This window comes from Leifsonia poae (assembly GCF_027921845.1).
Taxonomy (GTDB): Bacteria; Actinomycetota; Actinomycetes; order Actinomycetales; family Microbacteriaceae; genus Leifsonia; species Leifsonia poae.
The window spans coordinates 148,706-165,968 of the sequence record NZ_BSEN01000013.1; the positions used below are offsets into that span (position 1 = coordinate 148,706).

The 17,263-nt window shown below is 69.5% G+C and carries 14 protein-coding genes; 9 read left to right on the top strand and 5 right to left on the bottom strand.

The genetic code is table 11. The features are described 5' to 3' along the window. Positions 1-58 precede the first annotated feature (58 nt). From PKE84_RS13725 to PKE84_RS13735, 3 genes are read left to right on the top strand one after another with little or no spacing between them, the layout of a single operon-like run. Positions 59-1,447, top strand: a complete 1,389-nt coding sequence (locus PKE84_RS13725) for a sigma 54-interacting transcriptional regulator (protein WP_271177942.1) — start codon at positions 59-61, stop codon at positions 1,445-1,447. Then, positions 1,440-3,470: a vWA domain-containing protein gene (locus PKE84_RS13730; protein WP_271177822.1), complete on the top strand. Its 2,031-nt coding sequence runs from the start codon at positions 1,440-1,442 to the stop codon at positions 3,468-3,470. The genes PKE84_RS13725 and PKE84_RS13730 overlap by 8 nt, the downstream gene beginning before the upstream one ends. Continuing rightward, positions 3,470-4,522, top strand: coding sequence for an NAD(P)H-dependent flavin oxidoreductase (locus tag PKE84_RS13735; RefSeq protein ID WP_271177823.1), 1,053 nt, complete (start codon positions 3,470-3,472; stop codon positions 4,520-4,522). Before PKE84_RS13730 ends, PKE84_RS13735 begins: the two co-directional genes overlap by 1 nt. Before the next feature lie 42 nt (positions 4,523-4,564). On the opposite strand, the gene PKE84_RS13740 is transcribed toward PKE84_RS13735, so the two are convergent. The 3 genes from PKE84_RS13740 to PKE84_RS13750 all read right to left on the bottom strand — a co-directional run bounded on the left by PKE84_RS13740 (position 4,565) and on the right by PKE84_RS13750 (position 7,864). Further along, complete coding sequence (locus tag PKE84_RS13740) at positions 4,565-6,187, bottom strand: eCIS core domain-containing protein (protein ID WP_271177943.1); 1,623 nt, start codon at positions 6,185-6,187, stop codon at positions 4,565-4,567. Positions 6,188-6,365: 178 nt separating this feature from the next. Next, positions 6,366-6,698, bottom strand: coding sequence for a hypothetical protein (locus PKE84_RS13745; RefSeq protein ID WP_271177824.1), 333 nt, complete (start codon positions 6,696-6,698; stop codon positions 6,366-6,368). 2 nt (positions 6,699-6,700) lie between these two features. Next, positions 6,701-7,864: an inorganic phosphate transporter gene (locus PKE84_RS13750; protein ID WP_271177825.1), complete on the bottom strand. Its 1,164-nt coding sequence runs from the start codon at positions 7,862-7,864 to the stop codon at positions 6,701-6,703. Between the two features lie 157 nt (positions 7,865-8,021). Here PKE84_RS13750 and PKE84_RS13755 point away from each other — a divergent pair, with 157 nt between their 5' ends. Further along, positions 8,022-8,951 (top strand): prenyltransferase/squalene oxidase repeat-containing protein, encoded by a 930-nt coding sequence (locus PKE84_RS13755; RefSeq protein ID WP_271177826.1) that lies wholly within the window; start codon positions 8,022-8,024, stop codon positions 8,949-8,951. A gap of 45 nt (positions 8,952-8,996) precedes the next feature. Here the strand turns inward: PKE84_RS13755 and PKE84_RS13760 are convergent, their stop codons facing one another. Further along, positions 8,997-10,871: a MinD/ParA family ATP-binding protein gene (locus PKE84_RS13760; RefSeq protein WP_271177827.1), complete on the bottom strand. Its 1,875-nt coding sequence runs from the start codon at positions 10,869-10,871 to the stop codon at positions 8,997-8,999. Between the two features lie 282 nt (positions 10,872-11,153). On the opposite strand from PKE84_RS13760, the gene PKE84_RS13765 reads away from it, so the two are divergent. The 4 genes from PKE84_RS13765 (at position 11,154) to PKE84_RS13780 (ending at position 14,956) form a co-directional block, all read left to right on the top strand. Continuing rightward, the gene (locus tag PKE84_RS13765) at positions 11,154-12,521 is read left to right on the top strand and encodes a ferredoxin reductase family protein (protein ID WP_373877146.1); all 1,368 of its coding nucleotides are present in this window, start codon (positions 11,154-11,156) and stop codon (positions 12,519-12,521) included. Further along, complete coding sequence (locus PKE84_RS13770; protein ID WP_271177829.1) at positions 12,518-13,036, top strand: FMN-binding protein; 519 nt, start codon at positions 12,518-12,520, stop codon at positions 13,034-13,036. Before PKE84_RS13765 ends, PKE84_RS13770 begins: the two co-directional genes overlap by 4 nt. 27 nt (positions 13,037-13,063) lie before the next feature. Then, a complete protein-coding gene (locus PKE84_RS13775) occupies positions 13,064-13,813 on the top strand; it encodes an FAD:protein FMN transferase (RefSeq protein WP_271177830.1) in 750 nt (249 codons plus the stop codon). Positions 13,814-13,981: 168 nt separating this feature from the next. After that, positions 13,982-14,956, top strand: coding sequence for a diacylglycerol/lipid kinase family protein (locus tag PKE84_RS13780; RefSeq protein WP_271177831.1), 975 nt, complete (start codon positions 13,982-13,984; stop codon positions 14,954-14,956). Between the two features lie 10 nt (positions 14,957-14,966). Here PKE84_RS13780 and PKE84_RS13785 read toward each other — a convergent pair whose 3' ends face one another. Next, positions 14,967-16,514 (bottom strand): MFS transporter, encoded by a 1,548-nt coding sequence (locus tag PKE84_RS13785; protein WP_271177832.1) that lies wholly within the window; start codon positions 16,512-16,514, stop codon positions 14,967-14,969. Positions 16,515-16,586: 72 nt separating this feature from the next. On the opposite strand from PKE84_RS13785, the gene PKE84_RS13790 reads away from it, so the two are divergent. Further along, positions 16,587-17,261 carry a TetR/AcrR family transcriptional regulator gene (locus PKE84_RS13790; RefSeq protein WP_271177833.1) on the top strand — a complete coding sequence of 225 codons (675 nt, stop codon included), beginning with the start codon at positions 16,587-16,589 and terminating at the stop codon, positions 17,259-17,261. Positions 17,262-17,263 lie beyond the last annotated feature (2 nt).

Consider the following 17,263-nt stretch of genomic DNA (forward strand, 5'->3'; position numbering starts at 1 on the left):
GCCGAGACCCGGCCCTGTCGCGCGATTACGGAGTTAGCCTGGAGAGGTGACCAACACGGTGACCCAGGCTCCACACATCAGCACTGTCGGAGAGCTGCGCGCCTCCGGCCACATCCAGAAGCCCCTCCGGATCGAGATCCGCGAGAACCTTCTGGCCAAGCTCCGCAACGGGGACGACCCGTGGCCCGGCTTGCACGGCTTCGAATCCACTGTCATCCCGCAGCTCGAACGGGCGCTCATCGCCGGCCATGACGTCGTGCTCCTCGGCGAGCGCGGCCAGGGCAAGACGCGTCTGCTCCGCACGCTCGCGGGGCTCCTCGACGAGTGGACGCCGGTCATCGACGGCTCCGAACTCGGCGAGCATCCCTACGAGCCGATCACGCACGAGTCCCGGCGGCGCGCGACCGAGCTGGGTGACCGGCTCCCCGTCGCGTGGCGGCACCGCGACGAGCGGTACGTCGAGAAGCTCGCGACGCCGGACACCTCGGTGGCCGACCTGATCGGAGACGTCGACCCGATGAAGGTCGCGGAGGGCCGCTCGCTCGGCGATCCGGAGACCATCCACTTCGGGCTCATCCCGCGCAGTCACCGGGGGATCGTCGCGATCAACGAACTGCCCGACCTCGCCGAGCGCATCCAGGTGGCGATGCTGAACGTGATGGAGGAGCGCGACATCCAGGTGCGCGGCTACGTGCTGCGCCTGCCGCTCGACGTGCTCGTCGTCGCGAGCGCGAACCCAGAGGACTACACGAACCGCGGCCGCATCATCACGCCGCTGAAGGACCGGTTCGGCGCCGAGATCCGCACCCACTATCCGACGAGGCTCGAGGCCGAGATCGCTGTCATCCGGCAGGAGGCCGACCTCGTGGCCGAGGTTCCGGATCATCTGGTGGAGATCCTGGCCCGCTTCACCCGCAATCTGCGGGAGTCGTCGTCGGTCGACCAGCGCAGCGGTGTGAGCGCGCGCTTCGCCATCGCCGGAGCCGAGACGATCGCGGCCGCGGCGCTGCATCGCGCGACATCGCAGGGCGAGCAGGATGCGGTGGCGCGCGTCGCCGACCTGGAGACGGCGGTCGACGTGCTGGGCGGCAAGATCGAGTTCGAGTCCGGCGAGGAGGGCCGCGAGTCGGAGGTGCTGACCCACCTGCTGCGCACGGCGACCGCCGAGACCGTGCGCCAGCACTTCGGCGGGATCGACTTCGGACCCCTCGTCGCCGCGATCGAGAGCGGCGCGATGGTCACGACCGGCGAGCAGGTGACGGCGCGGCAGTTCCTCGACGGACTGCCGGTGCTGGGCGAGTCGGAGCTCTACGACGAGATCGCGGAACGCCTCGACGCCGTCAGCGCGGGGGAGAGGGCGGCCGCGATCGAGCTTGCGCTCGAGGGCCTCTACCTGGCGCGCAAGGTCGGCAAAGACACCGACGGATCCGAAACCGTCTATGGCTAGAAACCGCACCCGATTCCGCCGCTACGACGGCGGCGACCCGCTCGCTCCACCGGTCGACATCGTCGAGGCTCTCGACGCGATCGGTGAGAGTGTCATGGGCGGGTCGTCGCCGGAGCGCGCGATGAACGAGTTCCTGCGCCGCGGTGGCCGCGACCAGACCGGACTCGATGATCTGGCGCGTAAGGTCGCCGAGCGACGGCGCGACCTGCTGCGCCGCCACAACCTCGACGGCACCCTGAAGCAGGTCAAAGAGCTCCTCGACCACGCGGTGCTCGAGGAGCGCAAGCAGCTGGCCCGCGACCCCCTGATGGACGACGGCGACCGCGCCTTCTCCCAGATGCGACTCGACAGCCTGCCGCCATCCACGTCGGCGGCGGTCAGTGAGCTCGGGGACTATCAGTGGCAGTCGGCCGAGGCGCGTGCCGACTACGAGAAGATCAAGGATCTGCTCGGGCGCGAACTGCTCGATCAGCGCTTCGCCGGCATGAAGCAGGCGATGGAGAACGCGACCGACGACGACCGCGAAGCGATCAACGAGATGCTCACCGACCTCAACGCGCTGCTCGAGAAGCACCGGCTCGGCGAGGACACGCAGCAGGACTTCGACGACTTCATGGACAAGCACGGCGGCTTCTTCCCCGAAGACCCGCAGAACGTGGACGAGCTGATCGACACCCTCGCGAAACGGTCGGCGGCCGCGCAGCGGATGCTCAACTCGATGACCCAGGAACAACGCGACGAGCTGATGCAGCTCTCGGCGCAGGCGTTCGGGACGCCCCAGCTCATGGACTCCCTCGCCCAGCTCGACTCGAACCTGCAGGCGCTGCGCCCCGGAGAGAACTGGGGCGGATCCGAGCGCTTCGACGGCGACGACGCACTCGGGCTCGGCGACGGCACGGGCGTGCTGCAGGATCTCGCCGACCTCGACCAGCTCGGCGAGCAGCTCTCGCAGTCGTACGGGGGCGCCAGGATGGACGACATCGACCTCGATCGGCTCGCCCGTCAGCTCGGCGAGGATGCGGCGGTCGACGCCCGCACGCTGCGCGACCTCGAGAAGACCCTGCGGGAGAGCGGATCGCTGCGCAAGGATTCCTCCGGCCGGCTCAAGCTCACGCCGAAGGCCATGCGGCAGCTGGGGAAGTCGTTGCTCAAGGACATCGCCACCCGGATGTCGGGACGCCAGGGCCAGCGCGACGCGGCCCTTGCCGGCGCGGCGGGCGAGAGCTCGGGGGCCACCCGGGCCTGGGAGTTCGGCGACACCGAACCGTGGGACATCCCGCGCACCATCCTGAACGGCGTGCGCCGGCGGGCGGGCGAACCCGCAGGCGGGTCCGGCGGGCGGATGATCGCGGTCGACGACATCGAGGTGGCCGAAACCGAGGCCCGCACCCAGGCCGCAGTCGCGCTGCTGGTCGACACCTCGTTCTCGATGGCGCTCGACGACCGCTGGGTGCCGATGAAGCGCACGGCGCTCGCCCTGCACACCCTCATCACCTCGCGGTTCCGCGGCGATCAGCTGCAGCTCATCGGCTTCGGGCGGCACGCGGAGGTCATGGACATCGAGGAGCTCACCGCGCTCGACGCGGTGTGGGACAAGGGCACCAACCTGCACCACGCCCTGCTGCTCGCCAACCGGCACTTCCGCAAGCATCCGAGTGCCCAGCCCGTGCTGCTCATCGTCACCGACGGCGAGCCGACCTCGCACCTGGAGGCCGACGGCGTCGTGAGCTTCTCGTACCCGCCGCACCCGCGCACGATCCTGCGGACGCTCGAGGAGCTCGACAACTCGATGCGCCTCGGGGCGCAGACCACGTTCTTCCGTCTCGGCGAGGACCCGGGGCTGGCGCGCTTCGTGGAATCGATGGCCCGGCGTGCGCACGGCCGCGTCGTCGCGCCGGAGCTCGCCGATCTGGGTGCGGCGGTCGTCGGCTCGTACCTGGGCACCCGGGGCACGACGCCGATGGACGACCTCGGCGGTTACAACACGTGGTTCGGCGGCCGCGGCTTCTGGGTAGGGGACTGATGGGCGACGCGATCACTGACCTCGTCGGCGTGGACGCGCCGATCGTGCTGGGACCGTTCGGCGGCCTATCGTCGGTCACCCTGACCGCGGCGGTCAGCGAACTCGGCGGTCTCGGCTCCTACGGCCTTTACGGCTACAGCGGCGAGCGCATCCTGGAGACGGCCGCGGAGATCCGCGACTTCACGTCGAAGCCCTTCGCGCTCAACCTCTGGCTGCCGCTCGACGAGGCGCAGCCCTCCGACATCTCACCCGCCGACTACGCCCGCTACGCGAAGGCTCTCGAGCCTTTCTTCGACGAGGTGGGGATCGAGGTGCCGCCGCAGCCGGCGCAGTACCTTCCGCCGCTGGAGGAGCAGCTGGAGGCGGTGTGGGAGGCGGAGCCCGCCGTGCTCAGCGTCGTGTTCGGCGTTCCGTCGGCGACGACGATGAAGGCGGCGAGGGCGCGCGGCATCCTCGTGGTCGGCACGGCCACGACGGTGGCCGAGGCACGGGCGCTCGAAGCGGCAGGCGTGGACGCCATCGTCGCAACGGGGCTCGAGGCGGCCGGGCACCGGGTGTCGTTCCTGAGGCCGGCCGCGGAGTCGCTCGTCGGCACGTTCGCCCTCATTCCGCAGGTGGTCGACGAGGTGGAGGTCCCGGTGATCGCGGCGGGCGGTGTCGCCGACCGACGCGGCGTGCGCGCGGCCTTCGCCCTGGGGGCATCCGGTGTTCAGGTCGGCACGGCGTTCCTGGCGACCCGCGAGTCGGCGATCAACGACGCGCACCGGCGCGCCATCCGCACCGCCACCGACGACGGGACCGTGCTGACGGATGCGGCGAGCGGGCGGCTGGCCCGCGGCATCCCGAATCGCATGATCCGCGCGATCGAGAGCTCGGGCGTGCGGGCGCCGTTCCCGGTGCAGAACTGGCTCACCGGGCGCTTCCGCGCGTCGGCGACGGCGAAGGAGCTCGGGGAGCTGCAGTCGCTGTGGGCCGGTCAGACGGCGCGGCTGGCCGTGCACGAAACGGCGCGTGAGGTGTTCGAGGAGCTGCGGGCGGGCCTGCCCGGCTGACGCCGGCCCTCCGGGCCGACACCGGCGTCGTGACGGGGGCGCTCAGCGACGGTAGCGCGACAGGTCGAAGTGCTCGATGCCGTACTCGTCCATCAGGCCGCCCGCGAAGCGGATCACGTCATCCTGGGTCGCAGTGTTCTTGTTGGCCGCGATCCATCGCTCCCAGCGTGCGTTCCAGTCCGTGAAATGGCCGCCCTTGCCGTGCAGGATCTTGTGCAGTTCCCTGTCCATCGGTAGCGTCGAGTCGTCGATCGTGATCTTGAGGCGCTTGAAGAACGATTTGAACGTCTTCGGGAAGATGTGATGCTTCTCGATCGCGCCCACCAGCTCGCCGCGGGTCTGCAGCAGCGCCTGCGCCTGTCGGTCGACTCCCGCGTAGGCGCCGCCACCCCCGCTGCCGGCCGCGTTGTTCGCCATCGCGAGAACGACCACTCCGCCTGGTCCGCCCGCCAAGGCCGTGACCGTTGCCCCGACAGGGACGGCGACCCGCGCGTACGCCAACGCTCCGCTCCTCTGCAGGCGGAGCACGTTGACCATGACCGTCGGAATGTCCGCACCCGCGGCCGCGATGCGGGTGGTCGTGCCGCCGGCCGTTCCGAACGTCACGAGCAGCGTGGTCGTGATCTCGGACACTTTCTGCACCTGATCGCCGAGCGGCATCGCCTGGAACTGCTCCCAGAACTCGGGCGAGTACCGGATGAGATCGGCGAGCGCTCGAGGCAGCTTCGCGAGGTCGCTCACTGTCTTGATAGGGTGCGTGATCAGCTGTCGCAGCGAAGAGAGCACGCCGCCGAGCGCAGCCTGAGCTCCGTCGAGGGCCTTGTCGGCAAGATTGTGCTGCAGACCCAGCTCGCCGATCGAGGGGCCGGTGGGCTGGTGCTCGCTGTCGACCGCACGGACGATTCCCGTCGACGAGTGATAGAACCGGCCGACTTCGTACGGACCAGCCATGAGCCGTCCGTCCGCTCCTTCGGCGATCGACGGGGCGCGATCGATCGCCTCGCCGGAGAGGGCTCGCACGAAGTAGCCATCCGGTCGCACGAGCACGAGGGCGCGATACCACTCGGTGCGGGCGATGAGTTCCGCCCGCGAGACGCTCTCGCCGTCGTCGATGATCTCCGCGAGGAGGTCGAGCAGCACACGCTGGGGACCGAACAGGGCGAGGGTCGGCGAACGTGCCGAGACCGCGTCGAAGAGGTCGCCGGCCGTCTTCGGGTCGAGGTCGGGTATCGTCTGCATCGCCACCTCGTCGAGACGAGTGGGTGCGCCGACGCGGGCGGAATCGGCCGCGGTCTGGCGCTGCACGAGAACAGTGGGCAGCCGTCGGCCGACGGCGAGACGGCCGAGGCCCTGACCGAGCGCGCGGGCATGATCGTTCGCCTCGTGTTCCGCTTCGGTGTCGGCCGCACCGACCACGGGATCGGAGGCCGGCGAAGCATCCCGTTGCTGAAGCACGTGCACGAGCTCGTGTTCGATGAGGCGACGGCCGGCCTCGGTGGAGGGCTGGTACGCGCCGGCAGCGAACGTGATGTGCCGGCCGAGGGTGAAAGCGGACGCCGACAGGGCGGAGGCCGCAGCGGCCGCCCGTGCATCGGTATGGACCCGCACACCGCTGAAATCGTGGCCGAGTCGGTGTGCGGCGGACTCGGTCACTGCGTCGTCGATGGGCTGGCCGCCAGACGGCCGATCGGCGCGAACCGGCGGGTCGGCCGCCCGGGGGCGGCGGACCGGATGTTCCCGAGAGGCGCGGACGTGTTCGGCTACCCGGCCACGGTACCGCGCGCACGCTGGCCGGTGTCAAGCACCGGAACGCCGGGGGCCTACGGGGTGCCGAGGCGCGCTGTCAGTGGAACTGCGGCACGAGCAGCCAGATCCCGTAGAGCACGGCGGCCACGCCGATCGCGAAGCAGACGACGGCTCCTGCCGTGGCGAGGGGCGGGCGGGGGCGTGCAACGGAGTCACCGACATCCGTGTGCTCGCCGCGCTCGTCGGAACCGTCGGCCGGCGACCCGATCGCGAGCAGGCGCAGGCCGATCGCGTAGAAGACCACGATGACAACGGTCGCCGTGAGCGCCACCAACGTCACGACCACGAACGAGCCCCAGTCGACGCCGAGGAACTGCCCGTCGCCGGGGGAGGACGCGAGCTGGGCGAGAGAGTGGATGCGCGTGTTCATGATCAGTTCTCCCCGCCCGCGGCGCCGACGGGTTGCGCGGTGCGCTCCTCCGCCTCGCCGACATCATTGACATTGTCGCGCGTGACCGGATGCTTGCGCGCGAGAAAGTAGAAGCCGAGGCCGCACACCAGCGCGACCACCGCGACGGCGATCAGGCCGATCACGCTCGTCGATGCGGCCCACGCGGCGAGGCCTCCGACCAGTGCTGCGGCCGGCAGCGTGACCGCCCAGGCGATCCCGATCCGCCCGACGATGCCCCAATGGACGGAGGCGAGCTTCTTGCCGAGGCCGGAGCCGACCACGGCACCCGACGTCACCTGCGTCGTCGACAGTGCGAACCCGAGGTGCGACGACACCAGGATGGTCGCTGCCGAACTGGTCTCCGCGGCGAAGCCCTGCGGAGCCTTGACGTCGGTGATCCGCTTGCCCACCGTGCGCATGATGCGCCAGCCTCCGAGGTAGGTGCCGAGCGCGATCGCGAGGCCGCATGACGCGATCACCCAGAACTGCGGGGCAGAGCCGCTCGCCTGGTAGCCGGCCGCGATCAGGGTGAGGGTGATCACGCCCATCGTCTTCTGGGCGTCGTTCGTGCCGTGCGCGAGGGAGACCAGCGACGCAGAGACGGTCTGGCCGTGCCGGAAGCCTGCTTCGGCTCCGTGCGAGCGCGCGTTCTGGGTGATGCGGTACGCCGCGAACGTCGCGAGCATCGCGACGCCACCCGCCACCAGCGGCGACAGGATGGCCGGAACGACCACCTTCGTGAGCACGGCTGAGAAGTTGACGGCGTCGAATCCCGAGCCGATGATCGCCGCCCCGATGAGGCCGCCGAGCAGCGCGTGCGTCGAGCTGGACGGGAGCCCGAGGTACCAGGTGGCCAGGTTCCACAGCACGGCGCCCACGAGCCCGGCGAAGATCATCGTCGGCGTGATCTCCACTCCGTTCGGGCCCTCGTTGATGATGCCGTTCGAGATCGTCTGCGCGACCTGGGTCGACAGGAATGCGCCCACGAGGTTGAGCACCGCCGAGATGGCGACGGCGACCTTGGGTTTCAGAGCTCCCGTGGCGACCGATGTCGCCATGGCGTTGGCTGTGTCGTGGAATCCGTTGGTGAAGTCGAAGATCAGCGCGATCACGATCACCATCACCACGGTCAGAAGCATGTCCATACGCTCGTCCCTCCCAGTTGAGCGGGGCGCCGGCGGCGCCCTCGTCGTACTGAGTACGCCGTCTGCGCCGGGCGCAGGTGAACCGCGGGTGAATTCTGCGACGGTGACGGGTGCAAGCGGGGTAGAGGCGGTGCGCGCTGCCGCGTACCCTCGCAGCATGACGGTCGTCGAATGGCTTCTCGACTCGGATCCTGCCGTGCGCTGGCAGGTCATGCGCGACCTCACCGACGCCTCACCGGATGCGGTCGCCGCCGAGCGCGCACGCGTCGCGGTCGAGGGGTGGGGTGCGCGTCTCCTCGCGCTGCAGGGCGATGACGGGCAGTGGGCCGGAGGCACCTACTTTCCCGACCTCGACCACGAACCGGAAGGGCAGCCCTGGACGGCCACCGCCTTTCAGCTCCAGCAGCTGCGCGAGTTCGGAGCCGACCCGACGGATGCGCGCGTGAGGCACGCCATCGCGCTCGTGCGGGAGGGCAGTCGCTGGGAGTACGACGACCTGCCGTTCTTCGACGGTGAGGTTGAACCCTGCATCAACGGAATGGCGACGGCGATCGGCGCGTACTTCGGCGAGGACGTGCGGGTGATCGTGGACCGGCTGCTGACGGATCAACTGGAGGACGGCGGCTGGAACTGCGAGATGGAGCAGGGTTCGACGCGCGGCTCGTTCAACAGCACCATCGCCGTGCTTGAAGGACTGCTCGAGTATGAGAAGGCGAACGGTCCCTCGCCGGAGGTGACCATGGCGAGAGAGCGGGGGCAGGCGTACCTGCTCGACCGCCACCTGATGCGACGGCTCTCGACGGGCGAGATCCCGGTGGAGACCTGGTTGCAGTTCTCGTATCCGACGCGGTGGTACTACGACGTGCTGCGCGGGCTCGACTATCTTCGTTCGGCCGGCGCTCAGCCGGATGAGCGGTGGACGGAGGCGCTCGACTTGGTCGAGAACCGACGCGCGGCCGACGGGCGCTGGATGCTCGAGAACACGCATCCGGGCGACGTCCACTTCGAGCTCGACGACGGCGACGGCCGACCGAGCCGCTGGAACACGCTTCGAGCGATGCGCGTTCTCGACTGGGCGGGCCGCTGAGGCCGGTCGCTGAGGCGGGTCGCCGGGGCCGAGCGCGTGGCGGTGTCAGAGCCCTTCGGCGACCGCGGCAGCGGCGTGCAGCCAGGCCCGACGCGAGGCGGGCGAGAGCGCGTCGTACTCGAGCCTGCCGCCGTGCATCGCCGGGTCGAACGGAACCGACACCGCCCGGCGGGCGATCGTCTCGAAACCGGATGCGACGCGACGGGCGTCCGCGGGGCTGCCCGACTTCTCCGACTGCGATACGACGACCACGGCCTGCGCGGCCAGCTGCGCCGAGCGTTCGTCGCGCTGGGCCAACGCCTCCAGCAGAAGGGCACCGGCCTCCGCGTGCTCGCCCAGCGCGGTGGTGGCGATCACGAGCTGATCGGTGTGGTCGATCATCCGGAGCCAGCGCTCGGCCGACTCGTCGTTGCCGCTGTCGATGAAGATCAGGCGGAAGTACTTGGCAGCGACGGAGTGCAGCCGGTCGAAGTCGTCGGTGGTGATGCGCTGCTGAGTCGCCAGCATCGTGGGGTTCGAGCGCAGCACGTCGTACTTGTCGCCCGTCTGGTGGTGCACGAAGTGCGACAGGTCCGACGACTGTGCGCCCGGCGAGAGCAGGTGGTCCGTGTTGGGAAGCAACGTCTGCACGGTCGCTTCGTGCAGGCCCTGCTCGGTGCGCCAGCCGAGGGTTCCGCGGGTCTCGTTGTTGTCCCAGGCGAGCACACCGGAGCCGCCGTTGCGCGCGAAGACGGCGGCGAGCATGGCCGTGGTCGGCGTTTTGTTCGCACCGCCCTTGCCGTTCACGATCGCGATGGTGCGCGGCCCGGCCCAGTGCTGGCTCACCAGGTGCGTCTCCTGCCGTTCGACCCGCTCCTTCGCGGACGCCTGGATCGGGAGCCCTGCCTTGGCGAGGAGTCCCCGCCAACCCGTGGCGGCCCGGTCGGGCTTGCGCTCGTCGATGAGGAAGGAGGCGCGGCCGGCGGACGGCTCGGGCTCGGGTTCGGTCTCGATGTGCAGAGCGGGGTTCGGGGCGGTCATCGGATGCGGCACCGGCGACGTCGTCGGCGCTGGCGGCAGATGGAGGGCCGATGCGGTCGGGGCCGGCTCGGACTGCGCGACATCCGACTGCGCGACATCGGAGTGTGCTGGGTCGGACTGCGCGACATCCGACTGCGCGGGGTCGGAGTGCGCCACGAGGGCGGCGAGCGCGTCGTCGGGCTGCTCGATCGGCTCGACGCGCGTCACCCCGAGGATCTCGTCGAATGCCGTCACCCGGGCGGGCTCGAACGGAGCCTCTCCCGCGGGGAACTCGTCGAACACGTCGTCCTCGTCGTCGTACGGCCGCACCGAGACCGGCGGCGGCCCGATGAAGCCGGGGCGGTGCTCGGCGTCGGGCGTCGTGCCGGCGATGTCGATCGGATCGACCGCGTCATCGTCGTCGTCGACCGCTTCGTCGGTGAACGGGAGCAGGGATGCGATCCCGCCGGCCTCCCAGGCGGAGACCGGGACGTCATCCTGAGTGCCGGCGTCGATCGTGTCACCGCCGCCGTCAGCGTCGTCGCTGGTCTGGTCGTCGTCGCTGGTCTGGTCGATGTCGTCGATGGCGATCGGCTCGAACGGCTGGTCGGCCGAGTGGTGCGCGTGACCCGGATGCTCGACCGATTCGACGGCCGGATCAGTGCCGATCCGCTCTTCGTCGCCGATCTCGCCGTTGGTCTGCACGACGAGGAGCCACTGGCCCTCGTCGTCTTCGGTCACCATGCGCACAGGGCGCCCGAGCTCGCCGGCGAGGGCGCTCACGCGGGCGAGGATCGACTCGCGCAGCTCTTCCGTGCTGTCGGCCGCGAAGGACTCGCGGACGCCATCGATGCTCAACTCTCCCGAATCACCGCGGAATCGCGCGGTGATCTCGGGAAGGGCGGGGATGTCCAGCGTCACTCGGTCTCATACTCCTCTCGCATCGCGGTGGGCCCGCGACGCGTTTGCGATCACAAACTTGCATTTTACGGTAGGCCCATTTCGGGCGCCGGGATAGTTCACACGATGTGAAGGGTCCCACAGGCTGCGTCCATTGGCGATCCATAGGTTTCTCCGGGCTTCCTCGGAGGCGACGTAAGTTTCCGCAAAAGAATTCCGCGTCATCGTTGTCACAAGACGAACGAGACCCAACGAACAAGAACCGCCGAACGGGAAGCGCAGGACGACCATGGGACGACGAGCATGAGCGCGGTGACAGCACCCCGCCACGCCGGTGATGCCGCGTCCGTCGCCGCCCACCGCCGGCACTCCCGTCTCGTGCGCGTGGTGATTGCGGCCGGCATGGTCGCCGTGCTCGGGGTGTGGTGGACCAGCGTGCCTGTCGGGTACGCCGCGACGCCCGCCGATCTCGCGACGACGCTCGGCGAGCTCGCCGGGCTCGTCGGCGCCTACCTCGTCTGCGCTCAGTTGCTGCTCATCGCCCGGGTTCCCTGGTTCGAGCGTGCTGTCGGGCTCGACAAGCTGGTCGCCTGGCATCGCTCGCTCGGCGCGACCGTCGTCTTCCTCGTTCTCGCGCACATCGCGTTCATGGTGCTCGGCGCCGAGATCCTCGACAAATCGCTGCCGTGGACCGAGTTCATCGTGATGCTGCAGGACTACCCCGACATGCTCACCGCCCTGATCGGGACGATCCTGTTCCTGCTCGTCGGGCTCACCAGCGCGCGCCTGCTGCGCCGGGCGCTCTCCTACGAGGTCTGGTACTGGATCCACCTGACCGCCTACGTCGGGATCTTCCTGACCTTCTTCCACCAGTTGAGCGGCGGCGCGCACTTCGTCTCGAACCCGCTGAACCGCGCGCTGTGGTTGCTGCTCTACCTCGGAACGGCCGCCGCGATCATCACCTGGCGCTTCGTGCTCCCGACGCTCGATGCGTGGCGCTACCGGATGCGCGTCGAGGGTGTCGTGCACGAGACAGCCGACACCGCGAGCGTCTGGTTCCGTGGGAAGAACCTCGAGCGACTCGGCGTGCGTGCAGGCAACTTCCTGAACTTCCGCTTCCTCACCTGGGGTCACCTGCTGACCGCGCATCCGTACTCGGTGTCGTTCGTGCCCCGCGATGGACTGATGCGCATCACGGTCGGCGGCCTCGGTGACCATTCCCGGCTGCTGCGGAACATCCGGCCCGGCACGCGGGTGTTCGCGGAGGGCCCATTCGGTCACTTCACCGCCGATCGGGCCAGCCGCCAGCGCATCCTGCTGGTGGCCGGCGGTGCGGGGGTCGGCCCGATCCGGGCGCTCGCCGAGGAGCTGCAAGCTCGCGGAGCGCAACCGGTCGTGCTGTACCGGGCGCACTCGGACGCGCACCTGGCACTCCTCGGGGAATTGCAGGCGATGCCGGCCGTCGCCGTGGTCCCGGTGGTCGGGCGGCGTTCGGACCTTGGCTACGACCCGCTCTCGGCCGACGTGCTGCGCACGTTCATCCCCGACCTGCACAACTGGGAGGTCTTCGTCTGCGGTCCCGAGGGAATGGCCGACACCGTCGAGGACTCCCTGAGGCAACTGCACGTACCGAAGCGGTTCGTGCACCGAGAAGAATTGAGCATGTCATGAGACGCGCACGCTGGCGGGGAACGATCCTGTTCGTCGTGATTCTGACCGTGCTGGGGGCGACCGCCGGGCTCAAGCTCTACGGGGTCGGGACAGAGACGGTCGCGTCGACGCAGGCGACGACCGCGTCGGCTCCGTCGGCGAGCGCGAGCCCGACCGCTTCCGCGGCGCCGACCCCGTCGGACACGGCGAGTGCGTCGGCGACGCCGACGCCCGCACCGTCTGCCTCCGCCACGACGTCGACGGCGACGAGGGTGATCGACGGTGCGACCGAGGACACGCGGTACGGGCCCGTGCAGGTCGAGGTGACCTTCGCCGGAAAGAAGATCACCGCCGTCAAGACCCTGCAGTCGCCGACCGGCGACGGACGCTCCGTGCAGATCAACGACTACGCGCTGCCGATCCTTGCGCAGGAGGCTCTGGCCTCGCAGTCGGCCTCGATCGACACCGTCTCGGGTGCCACGTACACATCCGACGGGTACACGCAATCGCTCCAGTCGGCGATCGACCAGCTGTGAAGGCGGCGCGGTGGTGACGGCGGTGCGGTGGTGAGGTTCGTTCAGACGGCGATGGGCATCCCGATGTCGATCGACATCAGGGAGGCGGATCCCCTTGTCGCTGCCGAGGCGGCCGCGGCAGCATTCGAGGTGCTCGGGGCGGCAGAGCGGCGGTTCAGCCGGTTCCGCGACGACAGCGAGGTGCAGGCGGTGAACCGGCGCATCTTGTCACCGCAGGACTACAGCCCCGACCTGCGCGAGGTGCTCGCGATCGGCCAGGCCGCGGCTGCGGCATCCGGCGGCGCGTTCACGGTGCGCGCGAGCGACGGGACGCTCGATACGGACGGCGTCGTGAAGGGCTGGGCGGCGGAACGCGCGGGGCGGCAACTCCGTGCCCACGGCATCCGGGACTTCTGCCTCAACGCCGGCGGCGACGTGATCGCGGCGGGGTCGCCCGGTGGCGGGGTCGCCTGGAACGTCGGCGTGCGATCGCCGTCCGACGCGAACAGGATGCTGGCGGTGCTCGCGGTGACGGATGCCGCGGTCGCCACGTCGGGCGCGTACGAGCGCGGCGAGCACGTCATCGACGGGCGAACCGGCGCTCCCGCACGCGGACTCCGGTCGGCGACGGTGGTCGCCGATGATCTGACGACGGCCGACGTGCTCGCGACGGCCGCCTACGCGCTGGGGGAGCCCGGCGTCGCCTGGGCGCTCGGGTACGGCGCATCCGGTGTGCTGGCGCTCGCCGACGACGGCCGGATGCTCGGCGCCGGCACGGTCCCCTTCGCCGCAGCCTGATCTCGTTGCCGGCGAAGTCAGATTTCGTTGAGGGGCGGCAAATCGGCCTAAACACGCCGAGCGCGGCCCGATTTGCCACCCCTCAACGAAAAGTGACGGGCCGGATGCGCAAGGGGTTGCTCGGTGAGGGGGTTCCTGTACGGTGAACGGCACGACTGAAGGAGTCACGTGAAGCGAGCTGCGCTCATCTACAACCCGATCAAACTCGAGGCGGACGAGCTCAAGGAGCTCGTCACGACCGCCGAGCAGGAGCACGGCTGGGGCGAGACCCTGTGGTTCGAGACCACCGAGGACGAGCCGGGCGGCGGTCAGACCCGCGACGCGCTGAAGGAGAAGGTCGACCTCGTGATCGCGGCCGGCGGCGACGGCACCGTGCGAGTGGTGGCCGAGGAGCTGCGCGGCTCGGGCATCCCGCTCGCACTGCTGCCGGCCGGCACGGGCAACCTGCTCGCCCGCAACCTCGACCTCACGCTCGACGATGCAGGGCATGCGCTGCAGACCGCGTTCGGCGGTGGTGATCGGGCGATCGACATGGGCGTGATCGAGATCCGCGACGGCGAGGCGGCGACCAAGCGGCACTCCTACCTCGTGATGGCGGGTCTCGGGCTCGACGCCAAGATGCTCGCCAACACCGACGACGAGCTCAAGGCCAAGGCGGGCTGGCTGGCATATGTGAAGGCGGTCGCCGCCGCCCTCCGCGACAAGAACGTGCTCCACCTCAAGTACCAGCTCGACGGCGGTGGAACCCGCACCGTGCGCGCCCACACGATCATGATCGGCAACTGCGGATCACTGCCGGCCAACATCCTGTTGCTGCCGGAGGCCGCCGTGGACGACGGCGAGTTCGACATCGTCGTGCTGCGCCCGGAAGGCGTGATCGGCTGGGTGCAGATCATGGTCAAGATCTTCTGGGAGAACGGCGTGCTCCGCCGCACCAGCGCCGGCCGCAAGCTGATGGGGCTCACCAAGGAGGTGCGCGCCCTCAACTACCTGAAGGGCAAGGAGCTCGTGCTCAAGCTGAGTCGCCCAGAGGAGATCGAACTCGACGGCGACAGCTTCGGGCAGGCGACGTCGATCCGCACGTGGGTCGACCCGAAGAGCCTCACGGTCCGGATACCGGCGGAGGTCTCTTCGGGTCGTTGACCAGGCCTGCTCAGTCCGTGGCGCCCACGGCGACCGGCTCGCGAGGCTCGGACAGCGGCTGCGCGGCCGGCGCTTCGCGGTTGGTGACCGAGATCCCGTCACCCTTGCGGCGGAAGACCAGCGCCGAGAACACGGCGCCGAAGGCGAAGAATCCGGCGCCCCACCAGTAGGCCACGGTGTAGCCGTGCACGGCCGCTTCGGCGGCGACGCTCGCCGTCGGTGGCAGGTGCGAGGCGGCGTAGCCGGTGGCCGCGGTCGCGGCGAGCGTGTTGAGCAGTGCCGTGCCGATGGATCCGCCGACCTGCTGGCTCGTGTTCACCATCGCGGATGCGACACCCGCGAACTGACGGTCGATACCGAGGGTCGCGGTCTGGATCGAGGCGGGCATGATCGTCCCCATGCCGGCGCCCATGAGCAGCAGCGCGGGCAGGATGTCGGTCGCGTAGTCGCTCGTCACGCCGAGGTGCGTCAGGTAGAGCATGGCGCTCGCCGCGATGGTCATGCCGATCGGCACCATCACCTTCGGCCCGAACCGCGCCAGGAAGATATTGCTCGACAGCTGCGCCGCCGTGACCAGCATGAGGATCATCGGCAGGAACGCGAGCCCGGTCTGAATGGGCGTGAAGTGCAGCGTGGTCTGCATGTAGTACGTGACGAACAGGAAGATCGCGAACATCCCGATGCCGGCGATCAGCACAGAGCTGTACGAGGCGCCGCGGTTGCGGTCGAGCACGATCTTGAGTGGCAGCAGCGGATGCGCCGCGCGTCGCTGCCAGAGCACGAAGGCGACCAGCAGCACACCGGATGCCGTGAGCATCCCCCACGTGAGCGGGGAGTCCCAGCCATCGGTCTCGGCGTTCGAGAACCCGAAGACGAGCGCGAAGAGCGCGCCGGAGACGAGGATCGTGCCGGGGATGTCGAGCTTCGGCCGCGGGCCGGTGCGGGCGACCGTGCGCACGAAGAAGATCGCCCCGATGACGCCGATGATCGCGATGATGACGTTGATGTAGAGGTTCCAGCGCCAGTTGAGCGTCTCGGTCAGGTACCCGCCGAGCAGGAGGCCCACGGCGCCGCCGGCGCCCGCGATCGCACCGAAGATGCCGAACGCGCGCCCACGCTCCTTGGGCACCGTGAAGGTCGTGGTGAGCACGGCCAGGGCGGTCGGGGCGAGAAGTGCGCCGAACGCGCCCTGCAGGGCCCGCGCGCCCACGAGCATCCCGAAGCTGCCGGCCGCGCCGCCCAGGGCGGAGGCCCCGGCGAAGCCGATGAGCCCGATGATGAACGTGCGCTTGCGCCCGATGAGGTCGGAGAGGCGCCCGCCGAGCAGCAGCAGGCTGCCGAAGGCGAGGGAGTAGGCGGTGACGATCCACTGGCGATCACCGTTGGAGAAGCCGAGGTCGGCCTGTGCGGACGGGAGGGCGATGTTGACCACGGTGGAGTCGAGCACGACCATCAACTGGGCCAGCGCGACGGTGACGAGGGTCCACCAGCGCAGCGAGGATACGCCCGACGCTGCGGGTGCGCCGGTGGGGGGAGAAGTGGGGGAGGCCTGAGACATGAGCGCCAGCATATACGAGACTTATGAGTTTCGGATATACCCAGTTCCAGAATTAACCGTAGAATGGTCGGGATGTCACCCACAGAGACGGAGAACGCCGCAATGACGCAGCTCGAATCCGAACCGGCCGTCGCCGCAGCACCGACGAAGCTCGGCCGACGGCGCGACCTCACGCGCGACCCCGAGATCCTGGCGGCCGCCGTCGACGTGCTCGCCGAGACCGGCTACGACGGCATGACCATCGACATGGTCGCCGCCCGCGCCAAGGCGGGCAAGGCGACGGTCTACCGTCGCTGGTCGTCGAAGGCGGAGCTGGTCATCGACGCCGTGGCCTGCATGAAGGCCGGGGACCTCGACGCGGAGCACCTCCCCGACACGGGCACGCTGCGCGGGGACCTGCTGGCGATGATCAAACCGCACAGCATCGAAGACGGCCAGCGCAAGCTCAAGATCATGGCCGGGCTGATGTCCCTGATCGAGCGCGACCCCGACCTCTCCGACGCCGTGACGGCCGCGATCGTCGAGCCCCGGGCATCCGCGAACCGGTTCTTGATGCGCCGCGCGATCGAAAGGGGCGAGATCTCGAGCGACTGCGACGTGGAGACACTGGCGCTCATCTCGCCGTCGATGGCGGCGTACCGGTCGCTCATCCTGCGCAAGCCTGTCGACCGCGACTTCCTCGTGTCGCTGATCGACGGCGTCGTGCTGCCCGCGGTGGGACTCGGGGCCTCGCGCGACGAGCGCTGAGC